The organism is Taklimakanibacter deserti (genome assembly GCA_003574785.1).
On the sequence record QORU01000026.1, the window covers coordinates 57,479 to 70,498 of the forward strand.

A 13,020-nucleotide genomic window follows, 5' to 3' on the forward strand; every position below is an offset into this window, starting at 1 on the left:
GAAGGCGTGGCGGCACGGCGTGCTGCTCGCCTTCTCGAGACACCTCATCGGGAAAGGGCAAGCGCATGGGCATTCGCACGCTCATCGTCATGCTGGTGGCGTCGATCGTGATCATCGCCATCCTCGCGACCCAGGAAACCTATCGCATCTTTCTGCCGGGTCTGCTCGAGGGCGCCGTCCTCACCGCCAAGATCACGGTGCTCGGCGCCCTTCTCGCCGTCGTGATGGGCGTGCTGGCGGCGCTCGGCAAGCTCTACGGACCGGCGCCGGTCCGCTGGCTCGCCAATATCTATATCGAGATCTTCCGCGGCACCTCCGCTCTGGTGCAGCTCTTCTGGCTGTTCTTCGTCCTCCCGCAATTCGGCATCAATCTCGAGGCCTTCACCGTCGCCGTCCTGGCGCTCGGCTTGAACATCGGGGCCTATGGCGCCGAATGCGCCCGCGGCGCCATCACCTCCGTGGCGCGCGGCCAATGGGAAGCGGCGACCGCTCTCAACATGACGCGCTTCCAGATGCTGCGCCGGATCATCCTCCCGCAGGCCTTCATCGCCATGATCCCGCCCTGGGGCAATCTCTTCATCGAGCTCCTCAAATCGACGGCGCTCGTATCGCTCATCACTTTGTCCGATCTCGCCTTCAAGGCGCAGCAGATGAACCAGACGACGATGAAGACCATCCCGATCTTCACCCTCGTGCTCCTCATCTATCTCGCCATGTCGCTCGTCATCACCATCGCCATGCGCTATCTCGAGCAGCGCGCTTCACGTGGCCTGGCGCGCGGGAGGACCGTCTGATGTGGGATTGGGCCTTTGCTTTCGAGATCCTTCCCATTCTCGCCCGCGCCGCGGTCATCTCAATCGAGGCGACGCTCGTGGGCTTCGTGCTCGCTGCCGGCCTCGGCCTCGTTCTCGCTCTCGCCCGCATCGCCTTTCCCTGGACCGCCTGGCCGATCTCGGTGCTGGTGGAACTGATCCGCTCGACGCCCCTCCTCATCCAGATCTTCTTTCTGTTCTTTGTCTTTCCGTCTTTCGGCATCACGCTCGATGCCTTCACCGCGGGCGTCCTGGCGCTCGGCATCCACTATGCCGCCTATTGCTCCGAGGTCTATCGCGCCGGCTTCGACAATATCCATCGCGGCCAGTGGGAGGCCTCGATCGCCCTCAATCTCAGCGCCTGGACGACCTTCCGCGACATCATCATCCCGCAGGCGATCCCGCCCATCGTGCCGGCGCTCGGCAACTATCTCGTCGCCTTGTTCAAGGAGACGCCGCTGCTCTCGGCCATCGCCGTGCTCGAGCTGATGCAGACCGCCAAGATCATCGGCTCCGAGACCTTCCGCTACACCGAGCCCATCACGCTTGTCGGCCTGTTCTTCCTGGCGATGAGCCTTGTTTCCGCCAGCCTCATCCGTGCCGCCGAACGCTATCTCAACCGGAGACCCGCGCGATGAACGACAAACCCATGGTGCGCTTCGACAAGGTCTCGAAACGCTATGGTCCGTTGACCGTGCTCGACTCGCTCGAGCTCGACGTGATGAAGGGCGAGAAGGTCGCCATCATCGGGCCGTCGGGCTCGGGCAAGACCACGGTGCTGCGCATGCTGATGACCCTCGAGGCCATCGATGACGGGGTCATCTGGGTCGAGGGCTCGCCGCTCACTCATATGGAGCGGAACGGCCAGCTGGTGCGCGCCGACCAGGCGCATATCCGCAAGATCCGCGCCAAGATCGGCATGGTGTTCCAGTCCTTCAATCTCTTCCCGCATATGACCGCGATGAAGAACTGCATCGAGGCGCCGGTCACGGTGCTCGGCATGAAGAAGGCCGAGGCCGAGGCGCGCGCCGCCGAACTCCTCGACATGGTGGGCCTGTCGCAGAAGAAGGAGCATTACCCCTCGCAGCTCTCGGGCGGCCAGCAGCAGCGCGTCGCCATTGCGCGCGCTCTTGCCATGCGCCCCAAAATCATGCTGTTTGACGAGGTGACCTCCGCTTTGGACCCGGAGCTCGTAGGCGAAGTGCTTCAGGTGATCAGGAAATTGGGCAGCGAGCACGATCTCACCATGCTGATGGTCACCCATCAGATGGGCTTTGCCAAGGAATTTGCCGACCGCATCTGCTTCTTCTATCAAGGCAAGATCTGCGAGCAGGGCCACCCGAAGGAATTCTTCGGCAATCCGAAGAACGAGCGGACCAAGCAGTTCCTGCACGCGGTGCTGGAGGCCGGATGAGCTTTGCCGCCGACAATGACGACAAGCCGCTGACCCTGGCGCGCGAGCGTTTCGAGCGCATCTACAATACCATTCGCGACCGCATCTGCCTCATCGAATATGAGCCGGGGCGCAGGCTTGCCGAGGAGGATCTGGCGCGCGAATTCGGCGTGTCGCGCACGCCGGTGCGGCGCGTCCTCGCCCGTCTCGAAAGCGAAGGACTGCTCGAAAGCCGGCACGGTGTTGGCACTTTCGTGATCGACGTCGATCTCGAGGCGCTCTTGCCGGTCTATCGCCTGCGCATGGAGCTGGCGGGCCTCATGGGCAAGCTCGATCCCTTGCCGCGTTCGCCGGAGGACCTCTCGCGGGTACGCGCTTTGCTCGGGCGCTGCGATGCGCTCATCAAATCGCCCGAGCCCAAGGCCTATGCCCGCCTCAATATGGACTTCTTCCATGAGCTCGCGGCGATGATCGGCAACCGGCCTTTGCGCGAGATATCTGAAAGGCTCTATTTCCTCACCAACCGCGCCTGGCTGAGGTCAGCGCCGAATCTCGATCTCGCGGACGAGATCGCCGTCTTCCGCCGCGAGGTGGCCGATATCCTCGCCGCCATGGAGCTCGGCGACTGGGAAAGCGTCGGCTTCATCCGGCGCAGCCACATCTCCATGTGGGTCCGCCGCATGCAGGAACATCAGAAGCGGGAGTAGCCCGACGAAGCCGAGCCACGATTCCATCCGGACCGGAATACCTGTAAAATCTTTCGGCAGGCGAGGTTCGCATGATACAAATTCTGGTCGAGAAAGTGCCGCTTGGCCGGTCCGGTGTCTCCGTCACCAGGCTCTGCTTTGGTCTGGCGCCGCTTGGCAGCATGCCCGACACCTATGGCTATGACGTCGCGGCGAAACAGGCGCGCGAGACGGTGCGCGCCATTTTCGACAGCTCGGTCAATTGCCTCGACACGTCACGCAATTACGGCTTCGGCCGAAGCGAAGAGCGCGTCGGCGATGTGATCCGCGAGCGGGGCGGCCTTCCACCGGGCTTCGTCATCTCCAGCAAGCTTGACCGCGACATGGAGACGGGCCACTTCGATGGCGCGCGCGCCCGCCGCTCCCTGGAGGAAAGTCTCAAAGCACTGAATGTCGATCATATTCAGCTCCTCCATGTGCACGATCCCGAACACGCCCATTCGCTTTCCGACGTGACCGCTCTAAATGGAGCGCTGGCCGAGCTCTTTCGCATGAAAGAGGAAGGTCTGGCCGAAGCCGTCGGCCTTGCGGCCGGGCGCGTCGATATCATGATGCCTCTTGTGCGCGACTGGGACTTCGACGCGCTCATCACGCATAACCGTTTCACTCTCGCCAACCGCAATGCTGAAGAGTTGATCGACTATGCCCAGGAGAGGGGAATCGCCGTTCTCAATGCCGCGCCCTATTCGGGCGGCATCCTCGCCAAGGGCTCGGCATCGCATAGGCGCTATGTCTATCAGGAGGCCTCGTCCCTCATGCTCGAGCCGATTGCCAGGATCGAGCAGGTCTGTGCTAGGCATGGGATTCCGCCCGGCGCCGCGGCCTTGCAGTTCTCAATGCGAGATCAGCGCATCGCCTCGACGATCTGCGGCATCAGCCGGCCGGAACGCATAAGCCAGACGCTGGACTGGATGCTATACCCTATCCCTCAGCAGGCCTGGGACGAGTTGATGGCGCTCCCCTACGCGACCGACGATCCGGAGGCCAAACGAGCCTATCGGCCGGGATGAACCATTTTTCCTGTTCGTGGTCAAATGGCATCCGTCAGATATTCATCGATGAGCTGGCGATAGCGCGTCGGTCCGGAGCTTGGGAAAGGCCGCCATGCACGACGCTCACTCCGACCGGCCGGATGCGCTCGAACGCCGCCTGATAGGTGCCGCGGTCGGAATGATAGGCATCATCCTCCGGCGATTCGCGCTTGACATCGTGGGCCAAACGGTAGGATTGGGAAATATCAAGATCGGAGTTGTTAGGCTCCGACTTCACTAGCCGCGTTGGATAGCCGGGCCTAACCGGCCCGTACGGTCATCCACTTAGCGGCTCCCAGGGCGTTTCATTTCGTTTCTGAATAGAAACTCCGCAATCCTCCAGATCATCAAACTCCCTAAGGCTGACCGAACGCGCGTCAGCCTCCATCCCAACTCTGACAAAGGATCATCCGAATGGTTCTCGATCGCCGAGAGAGGCATGGCCTCGTGCAAGCTTTACTACGTGCGCATAACAGGAAGTATGGGGGTAATCTTCTCGAGAATGTCGCACAAAGCGGCACGGCATCTGGCGATGGAAGCTACGGCGAGCCCGTTTTTGGAGGAGCAAGATTTTTCTCCTCATCACAGTCGGGCGTGACGACTGGCGACCAAGTTGCAAGTCAATCGTACAAGCTTATACCGACGCCTCGTTCTCATCCATTCCTCGATTCGGCAAGATTCTCCTATACCGGCGAGGTTGTCGACACGGCGAAAGCCGGCGGCTTTCCTGCTTTCAAGGAAGCGCCCAGAACTTTACCACGGCTGGTTAATCCGCAGACCATCTATGACCCGCCATTGGCGGTCTATGCAGCCAACAGCACTGAGCACAAACCGACCGGCGGATACCTTCTCGGCAAGACGCTTGACCTGAATAAACATCCGGCGACAAATGCCACAAGAGCACATCCTGTTGCGCTTGCAACACAATTGGAATCTGGCTAAACAAGGGCATATCAAAGCGGGGAGGATACAAAGACGGGATTCAATAATCCTAGAATTGATACGTTGCGCCGACGGTCATGGGGTCATGACGGAACTGCGGAGACCACCCCGCCGGGACATCGCCCAGCCACTTCGCGTCTGGCCGACGGTGGACCAGATATGGCCAAGGAAGCTCCGTACCGAGAGAAAAAAATGCCAGAAGTTCGCTACCCGACGTCCGGCGAAATCTGGTCAGAGTTCTTAGGAGGAATTGGCAAAGGCATTGCTCAGACATTTGCAGATATGGCGTTCGATGACGCCAAAGCCCGGCAGGCTATAGTCGACGGCATCTATATTGATACCCCAAATCCTGAGTTGTTTAGGCCACCAACAAGTCCATGGGACGATACCGGCAGGAAGATTGCATCGGGATTAATGGTGGTAATTGCGCCGGCGACGCTCAGAAGAAAGGGAAAAACTTGGCGAGGCAAGATAATTGGGAAGGTTACGCCTCCAAAACACCTGAAACCCGGGACCGTTCCGTTTGGCAATTATATGCACGAAAAAATCGCAGAATTTTTGAAGGAGTCGTACCCAAAAACTAGATTCCGTAATAATGTCAAAACCGGCCAAAAGGGACCTGATATGGAGTATCAGTATGATCTGGATCCGGGCTTCGAAATTCTAGATATTAAAACGAACAAACCGCATAGCCAAAAGCAACTGAATCGGCAAATCCAGAACTGGGGATACGAAGAATCAAGGGTCAGAGCTATAAGTTATGACGAGGAAGGTAATATTTACGATGGATTTGGTGACTAGCCCGGATTCTGCTGGCTGGGCGCTCGCAGAGGAAGGGAAGTATCAACAAGCCCTTGACGCATATAATGAAGCGAAAACCCGAGGTTTGAATTTAACGCCCCCGGATCACGTGAACTGCGGACTTTTTTTGTTGTGTTTGGAAAACTATGAAGAAGCATTGGCTCAATTTAGAGAGGCGACCGAGCTAAAGGAAATGCCGCACAGGAAAGACGAGGGATCACATCTCGAATACGAGGGAGTTGCCCAATGGCTGATGGGCAGACATGCTGAGGCTGTGATCGCGTGGCGATATAGGGTGTCAGGTATCCTAAGTGGGAAAATTCTCTATACCGACTTCGCTGGAGGCGCATCGGATGGATTGTTGCTCTGGTATGCAGCTGTTACACTGAAGGATCATGATTTACTCAACTACACGATGGATTATTTTCGCAAGTTATCGACCTTTGGCCATCTTGCATGTTGGCCGGGGCCTCTGGTCGACCTTGCTTTGGGGATAAAATCCGCTGAAGTAATCTTCCAGCAGCGCTTTGGTAGCAACAAATTATTAGGCTGGCTGCGGAGGAAAGATTTTTTGCGGCGGAGGGAACTCGTAAATGCTCTCTTTTATTTTGCTGTGAGGCACAGGCTGGATGGTCAAGAGCATGAGTGCCGAAGATTGATGGCCAAGGTTGTCCAGATAGAGAACCCGTTGATTGAGCTCGAGTGGTATCTGGCTCGTGGAGAACTTTCGTAATCGTCTGATGAAGCGTCAATCAGCACCGCCCTGGAGCGATCCCGATGAAGATTGTATATTTTTACCGAAGCCGCCTAACAGACGGAAGAAGAAGAGGTAGCGACCAGTGAAGAGAATCGATCTCCGCGCTTTGCTAAAGCAAGTGGAGCCTCATAGAAATGAGGTAGTGGAGATCGATGGGGTATCGATGCCAAAGAGCGCGGCCATGCTGCTGTCCGGTCTCGCAACTGAAACCGAGTGGAATGTGCGCATCGAACTCTATGGGTGCGCCATCTCTGAATGCGGATTGGCTGACAATACCGCAGCTGCCGTCAAGTTGGCGCAGGCGTACCATCAGGAGTTCCCTCATTACATATCGTTGATGACTTTATCCGGAGCATTGTTTGAGAATAATGAGCAGGAGGCGGGGCTTTTGCACGCCAGGGAAGCCCTTGAACTGGCTATCCAGAGGCAAGGGGGCGTGAATGATGCGGCGGGAAACCTGGTTCGGCTGTCCGTCAAGACAGGTACAGTTGAGACGGTGAACGAGGCTATGGAGACGCTCATCGACTCTACAGACGTACCGCGCACGGGAGACTGCGTGTTGGACATCGACTGGTGTGACGATGCAGAGGCGCTTGGCGCCGATATGGAGTTGATATCCTGGATCAGGGCGGTCGCCGAAACACAAATGTCGCACACGGAGCGCGAACGCGAACGTGAGTCCAGAGAGCGAGCCAAACAGAAGTATAGAGAAGATCGTGGTGGATGAATGATGCACCCAGGCGATTTCTGCCACACCGCAGTTCGAGGCTTATTGGGTTATTGCGCCGCTCACTTCGCCGTCACATGGCACCCTGCCTTGCGCAAACCTGCCAGATAGTCATCGATGAGCTGGCGATAGCGCGTCGGTCCGAAGCTCGGGAAATGGCCGCCATGCACGACGGCGACCGCGTTGAAGCGCTTCGAAAGTCGCCTGATAGGCGGCTCGGTCGGAATGATAGGCATATCCTGCCGGCCGCGGCGATTGGCGCTTGACATCGTGGGCCAAACGGTAGGATTGGGAAATTTCAAGATCGGAGTTACTAGGCTCCGACTTCAATGGCTGTGTTGGATGGCCGGGCTTATCCGGACCATACCCGGCAACCCCGTTAGCGCCTCCCAGAGCGCTTCATTCATTTCCGAATAGAATCCCGCAATCCTTCAGGTCATCAAACTCCTGAGGGCTGACCGAGCACGCGTCGGCCCCATCCCAACTCCAACAAAAGGATCAACCGAATGGTTCTCGATCGCCGAGATAGGCATGGCCTCGTGCAAGCTTTACTACGTGCGCATAACAGGAAGTATGGGGATAATTCCCTCGACAATGTCGCGCAAACCGGTATGGCATCGGGCGATGAAAGCTATAGCGAGCCCGCGTTTGGAGGAACGAGATTTCCCTTCGCATCGCAGCTGGGCATGACGACAAGCGAGGAAGCTGCAAGTCAATCGCGTGAGCTGATACCGACGCCTCGTCCTTACCCATTCCGTGAACCGACAAGATCCTCCTATCCCGGTGAAGTTGCTGACAGGGTGAAGGCTCGCGGCATTCCAGCGCATAACCAGCCTGCTTTCACGGAAGCGCCCGGCACTTCATCACGGCCGGCAAATCCGCAGACCATTTATAACCGTCCATTTGCGGTCAAAACGGCGAGCGTCCTCCCATGGAGATACTTGGATTATTTATGGGAAAGATCCCCTTCTTATTGCCCACCCATGGACGACAATCTCACATTTCCTCCATTAATCTATCAAGATAAGGCACCACTTACTGAAGCTGACAAGGATCATTGCCACGATCAATTTTTTCATGACAATGAACAATGCCACAAGAACTACGGCTATAGCCCGGAAGCTTGGCGTAAATGCCACGAGCGCGCCCTCGAAATTCGTGACCTGTGCCTGAGAGGCGAAAAAGAAACAAGGCCCTGGAGCGATCCCGATGAAGATGGTATATTTTTACCGAAGCCGCCTAACAGACGGAAGAAGAAGAGGTAGCGACCAGTGAAGAGAATCGATCTCCGCGCTTTGCTAAAACAAGTGGAGCCTCATAGAAATGAGGTAGTGGAGGTCGATGGGGTATCTATGCCAAAGAGCGCGGCCATGCTGCTGTCTGGTCTCGCAACTGAAACCGAGTGGAATGTGCGCATCGAACTCCATACGCTCGCTATCTCTGAATGCGGATGGGCTGACAATACCGCAGCTGCCGTCAAGTTGGCGCAGGCGTACCATCAGGAGTTTCCGCATTACACATCGTTGATGACTTTATCCAGAGCATTGTTTGAGAATAATGAGCAGGAGGCGGGACTTTTGCACGCCAGAGAAGCCCTTGAACTGGCTATCCAGAGGCAAGGGGGCGTGAATGATGCGGCGGGAAACCTGGTTCGGCTGTCCGTCAAGACAGGTTCAGTCGAGACGGTGAACGAGGCCATGGAGGCGCTCATCGACTCTACAGACGTACCGCGCACGGGAGACTGCGTGTTGGACATCGACTGGTGTGACGATGCAGAGGCGCTTGGCGCCGATATGGAGTTGATATCCTGGATCAGGGCGGTCGCCGAAACACAAATGTCGCACACGGAGCGCGAACGCGAACGTGAGTCCAGAGAGCGAGCCAAACAGAAGTATAGAGAAGATCGTGGTGGATGAATGATGCACCCAGGCGATTTCTGCCACACCGCAGTTCGAGGCTTATTGGGTTATTGCGCCGCTCACTTCGCCGTCAGATGGCACCCTGCCTTGCGCAAGCCCGCCAGATACTCATCGATGAGCTGGCGGTAGCGCGTCGGTCCGAAGCTCGGGAAATGGCCGCCATGCACGACGCTCACCGCGAGCGGCCTGATGCGCTCGAACGTCGCTTGATAGGCGGCGCGGTCGGAATGATAGGCATCATCGATCAACGGGCCGTCATAGACGACGTCGCCTGAGAGGAAGATGCCGGTCTTCCTCTCGAAGAGGCCGATGCCGCCCGGCGAATGGCCGGGCGTGTGCACGACCTCGAAAGCGCGGTCGCCGAGATCGATCACATTTCCATCTTCGAGCAAGCGCTCCGCCGGCGCGGGGGCGATGCGGTAGCTCTCCGTCTTCCAGCCTTGGGGCAGGCGATCGAACATCTCTTCCGTCGCATATTTGTCGGCGAGGGTGAGGTCGCCCCGCGGATCGGCCAGGATATCGGCTTCGGCCGTATGCACGAGGCGGTGCGCGAATTCGTGATGGCAGCCTATATGGTCGAAATGCGTATGGCTGGCGACGCAGAACAGCGGCCTCTCGCTCAGGCGCGCCACATGTTTCTTCAGGCTGAAATGGCCGAGCCCTGAATCGAACAGCAGGTCGCGGTCGCGCCCGCGCACATGCCACATATTGCAGCGGTAGAATGGCTTGATCCACGGCTCATGGATGAGCGTGACATCGTCGCCCAGGCGGATCGTCTCATACCATTCATGCGCTTGCGCCGCCGCGAGCTCTGCCATTCCGCTACCTCGTCAGCACCAGAACATGGCGGGGATCGCAGGCGAATTCAACCACATCGCCCGCTCGGACGGCGGCGTCGGCAGGCAATCGCGCCAGGAGGTCGATTTGCGCGGCGCGCTCGGGCGCCGCCGTGACGCGCTTGAAGCTTCCCTGGAAGACGACATCGCCGACCTTCGCCCGTCCGAGCGCCAGCGGCCCGTCGCCGATGGCGACATGCTCGGGCCGCAAGGCGAGAGCGACGTCCGCTCCAGTGGCCGCGTCGGTGTTGAGCCGCCAGGTGCCGAATGGGGTTTCGATCTCGCGGGAGGATGTGACGCGGCCCGGAAAGATCGTGCTTTCGCCCATGAACGTCGCGCTGAAGCGGCTGCCGGGCCTCGAATAGACGCGTTCCGCCGGTCCTTCATCCTCGATCCGGCCATGGTTCATCACCACGCAGTGATCGGCGAGCGCCATGGCCTCTTCCTGGTCATGGGTGACATGGACAAAAGCCGTGCCGACGCGCTTCTGGATGGCCTTGAGCTCGTCCTGCATCTGCCGCCGGAGCTTGAGATCAAGCGCGCCCAAAGGCTCATCGAGCAGCAGCACCGAGGGCTCGACGACGAGCGCACGGGCAAGCGCCACGCGCTGGCGCTGGCCGCCCGAAAGCTGATGCGGCTTCTTGTCGAAGGCTTCGGCGAGGCCGACCAGCGCCAGGACGTCGCGTGCTCGCCGGTCTCGCTCGGGCCGCGCCAGCCCACGCATGCGCAGGCCGAAACCGACATTGTTGCCGACCGTCATATGCGGGAACAGCGCATAATCCTGGAAGACCGTGGTGGTCGGCCGCTTCGCGGGCGGCATGCTGGTGCAGTCCTCGCCCTCGATGAGCACTTGTCCTTCGCTGGGCTCGAGGAAGCCGCCCAGGATCGACAGCAAGGTGGTCTTGCCCGAACCCGAGGGGCCGAGCAGGACCGTATAGCTTTCGGGTGCGATGTCGAGCGAGACATGATCGAGCGCGCGCATGCTGCCGAAGAGCCGGGAGACATTCTTGACCTGGACCAGGGCTGTCATGATTTGGGTTTCCGGAAGAGAGCGATCTCGAACAGGAGTACGAAGACGATGGAGATGAGGAAGACGAGCGCCCCCACCGCATTGGTCTTGGGGTTGAGGCCGGAGCGCAGGAGGTTCCAGATCTCGACCGGCAAGGTCGTGTCGAAGCGGGTGAGCAGGAAGGAGATGACGAACTCGTCCCAGGAGAAGGTCATCGACAAAAAGAAGCTCGCGAACAAGGCCGGCCATAGCATCGGCGCGGTGACGAGCGCCAGCACTTGCCATTCCTTGGCGCCGAGATCGCGTGCTGCGCGCTCGATATTCGCCTGGTGCTCGCCCATCTGGCTGTAGAGGATAGCGAAGCAGAGCGGCAGGTTGATCACCACATGGCCGATGCCGGCGGCGGTGAGCGACTTGGGCATGCCGATGCGGTTGAAGAGCACGAGCAACCCCATGCCGATGATGAGATAGCTCACCGTCAGCGGCAAGGTGATGAGGCCGCGCAAAAGGGCTGAGGCCGGCAGCACGAAGCGGGCGAAGCCCCAGGCGGCGAGGAAACCGAGGAGCGTCGCGAGCGCCGATGAGATGACGGCAACAAGAAGCGAGTTCCCGAGCGCAGAAGTGAGCCTCTGGTCGGCGAGCACCGTCTGGTACCAGCGCAAGGACGGACCCGAGAAAGGCGGGATCGGGAAGGATGTCGCCTGGAAGGAGAACAGCACCAGGGTCACGACGGGGAGGAAGATGAAGCCGTAGACGAGGCCGGCATAGACGATGGTGATCGCGCGCATGCCGCCTTTCATGTCACGCCCTCTCGATCTTGAGCCAGCGGGCCGACGCCAGATAGGCAAGCGTCACCACCGCCATCAGCAGGATGGAGAGCGCCGAGGCGAGCGGGAAGTCGCCGCGCCGGCCGATCTGCAGCATGATGAGCTGCGGCATCAGGAGCTCGTTGTTGCCGCCGAGGATCTGCGGCGTGATGTAATCGCCGATCGCCAGCACGAAGGTGAGGAAGGCGCCGACCATGATGCCGGGAAGGGTGAGCGGCAGGATGACATGGATGAAGGTCTGGACCGGGCCGGCGCCGAGATCGGCGGCGGCCTTGCGGTAGCTCGGGCTCAGTTGCTTCAGATTGGCGTAGATCGTCAGCGTCAGCAGCATGACGAAGAAATGGACGAAGCCCGTGACCGTGGCGAAGCGGGTATTGGCAAGCTGGATGGGCTCGGCGATGAGCCCCAATTGCACCAGCGTGTTGTTGACCACGCCCTTTTCCGCCAGCACCAGCAGCCAGCTATAGGAGCGCACCACATAGGAGGTCCAGAAGGGCAGCACGGCGAGGATGAGCGCCAGCCTCTGCCAGCGTTCGGGGATCTGCTCGGCGAGGATCCAGGCGAAGGGATAGGCGATGAGGATCGAGACGACCGTCACGATGGCCGTCACTTCGAGCGAATTGACGAGCGCCTGATAATAGCTCGGATTGCTGAAGAACTGCTGGTAGTTGGCGAGCGAATAGCCCTCGGGGGAGGTGACGCTCACCACCGCCATGGCGATGAAGGGCAGGACGAAGAAGGCGAGCGTCCAGAAGAGGGCCGGCCCCGTCATCAGCCAGGGCAGCGCCCGGCCGGCATTCGAGCTTTGCGTCATTGCAGGACTGGAATCTCCCTCCGCCGCGCAAAGCGCGGGGAGGGTGGACGCCCGACCTTGCTCCGCCGAAGCGAAGCAACCTTGCTCTGCCGAAACGAAACTTCGGCTTCGCGAAGGCGAGAGGGCGGACGGGTGGGGTCTCTCCGCGGAGAAGAGTTCGACAGTTGGGCTTGTAAAAACACTGGATGAGAGACCTTCCTTGCTCAGACACCCCACCCGTCGCGCGTTCCGCGCGCCACCCTTGTATCTGGAAGCTGTCGTCGAATCCTGTTCAAGGATCGACGTAGCGAGGGGCCTGGCGGCCGCCAGGCCCCTCGCTCGGCGATGTCGCCCGTCCACCCTCCGGCTACAACCGTCGGGGAGCTTGGGATCTTCGCTGTTCTCACGCACAACCGAACAGTCGCTG

At 59.3% G+C, this 13,020-nt stretch carries 16 protein-coding genes; 11 read left to right on the plus strand and 5 right to left on the minus strand.

Going from position 1 to position 13,020, the window contains the following annotated elements:
• The first annotated feature begins 65 nt into the window (after positions 1–65).
• From ehuC to DS839_RS34495, 9 genes are all read left to right on the plus strand, one after another.
• On the plus strand, positions 66–794 hold the full coding sequence (gene ehuC / locus DS839_RS34465; protein WP_119275089.1) for an ectoine/hydroxyectoine ABC transporter permease subunit EhuC: 729 nt from the start codon (positions 66–68) through the stop codon (positions 792–794).
• On the plus strand, positions 791–1,450 hold the full coding sequence (gene ehuD, locus DS839_RS34470; RefSeq protein ID WP_119275105.1) for an ectoine/hydroxyectoine ABC transporter permease subunit EhuD: 660 nt from the start codon (positions 791–793) through the stop codon (positions 1,448–1,450). The genes ehuC and ehuD overlap by 4 nt, the downstream gene beginning before the upstream one ends.
• Positions 1,447–2,226: an ectoine/hydroxyectoine ABC transporter ATP-binding protein EhuA gene (gene ehuA / locus DS839_RS34475; protein WP_119275090.1), complete on the plus strand. Its 780-nt coding sequence runs from the start codon at positions 1,447–1,449 to the stop codon at positions 2,224–2,226. The genes ehuD and ehuA overlap by 4 nt, the downstream gene beginning before the upstream one ends.
• Positions 2,223–2,912, plus strand: a complete 690-nt coding sequence (locus tag DS839_RS34480) for a GntR family transcriptional regulator (RefSeq protein WP_119275091.1) — start codon at positions 2,223–2,225, stop codon at positions 2,910–2,912. The genes ehuA and DS839_RS34480 overlap by 4 nt, the downstream gene beginning before the upstream one ends.
• Positions 2,913–2,983: 71 nt before the next feature.
• Positions 2,984–3,961: an aldo/keto reductase gene (locus DS839_RS34485; RefSeq protein WP_119275092.1), complete on the plus strand. Its 978-nt coding sequence runs from the start codon at positions 2,984–2,986 to the stop codon at positions 3,959–3,961.
• A 435-nt stretch (positions 3,962–4,396) separates the two neighbouring features.
• Entirely contained in the window at positions 4,397–4,924 is a 528-nt protein-coding gene (locus DS839_RS36780; protein ID WP_162918997.1) for a hypothetical protein, read from the plus strand.
• 159 nt (positions 4,925–5,083) lie between these two features.
• Complete coding sequence (locus DS839_RS36785; RefSeq protein ID WP_162918998.1) at positions 5,084–5,725, plus strand: hypothetical protein; 642 nt, start codon at positions 5,084–5,086, stop codon at positions 5,723–5,725.
• Complete coding sequence (locus DS839_RS34490) at positions 5,709–6,458, plus strand: tetratricopeptide repeat protein (RefSeq protein ID WP_162918999.1); 750 nt, start codon at positions 5,709–5,711, stop codon at positions 6,456–6,458. The genes DS839_RS36785 and DS839_RS34490 overlap by 17 nt, the downstream gene beginning before the upstream one ends.
• A 106-nt stretch (positions 6,459–6,564) precedes the next feature.
• Positions 6,565–7,209 (plus strand): hypothetical protein, encoded by a 645-nt coding sequence (locus DS839_RS34495; RefSeq protein ID WP_119275094.1) that lies wholly within the window; start codon positions 6,565–6,567, stop codon positions 7,207–7,209.
• 62 nt (positions 7,210–7,271) lie between these two features.
• Here DS839_RS34495 and DS839_RS34500 read toward each other — a convergent pair whose 3' ends face one another.
• Entirely contained in the window at positions 7,272–7,445 is a 174-nt protein-coding gene (locus DS839_RS34500) for a hypothetical protein (RefSeq protein ID WP_368912086.1), read from the minus strand.
• A 270-nt stretch (positions 7,446–7,715) separates the two neighbouring features.
• On the opposite strand from DS839_RS34500, the gene DS839_RS36790 reads away from it, so the two are divergent.
• A complete protein-coding gene (locus DS839_RS36790; protein WP_162919000.1) occupies positions 7,716–8,474 on the plus strand; it encodes a hypothetical protein in 759 nt (252 codons plus the stop codon).
• A 6-nt stretch (positions 8,475–8,480) separates the two neighbouring features.
• Positions 8,481–9,125 carry a hypothetical protein gene (locus DS839_RS34505; protein WP_119275095.1) on the plus strand — a complete coding sequence of 215 codons (645 nt, stop codon included), beginning with the start codon at positions 8,481–8,483 and terminating at the stop codon, positions 9,123–9,125.
• A 62-nt stretch (positions 9,126–9,187) separates the two neighbouring features.
• Here the strand turns inward: DS839_RS34505 and DS839_RS34510 are convergent, their stop codons facing one another.
• Genes DS839_RS34510 through DS839_RS34525 form a run of 4 tightly spaced genes read right to left on the minus strand, consistent with a single transcriptional unit; the run spans position 9,188 to position 12,614 of the window.
• Positions 9,188–9,946 (minus strand): MBL fold metallo-hydrolase, encoded by a 759-nt coding sequence (locus DS839_RS34510; protein WP_119275096.1) that lies wholly within the window; start codon positions 9,944–9,946, stop codon positions 9,188–9,190.
• A 4-nt stretch (positions 9,947–9,950) separates the two neighbouring features.
• Positions 9,951–10,994, minus strand: a complete 1,044-nt coding sequence (locus DS839_RS34515; protein ID WP_119275097.1) for an ABC transporter ATP-binding protein — start codon at positions 10,992–10,994, stop codon at positions 9,951–9,953.
• On the minus strand, positions 10,991–11,761 hold the full coding sequence (locus tag DS839_RS34520) for an ABC transporter permease (RefSeq protein WP_438816560.1): 771 nt from the start codon (positions 11,759–11,761) through the stop codon (positions 10,991–10,993). The genes DS839_RS34515 and DS839_RS34520 overlap by 4 nt, the downstream gene beginning before the upstream one ends.
• Before the next feature lie 13 nt (positions 11,762–11,774).
• The gene (locus DS839_RS34525) at positions 11,775–12,614 is read right to left on the minus strand and encodes an ABC transporter permease (RefSeq protein WP_119275099.1); all 840 of its coding nucleotides are present in this window, start codon (positions 12,612–12,614) and stop codon (positions 11,775–11,777) included.
• Between the last annotated feature and the right edge of the window lie 406 nt (positions 12,615–13,020).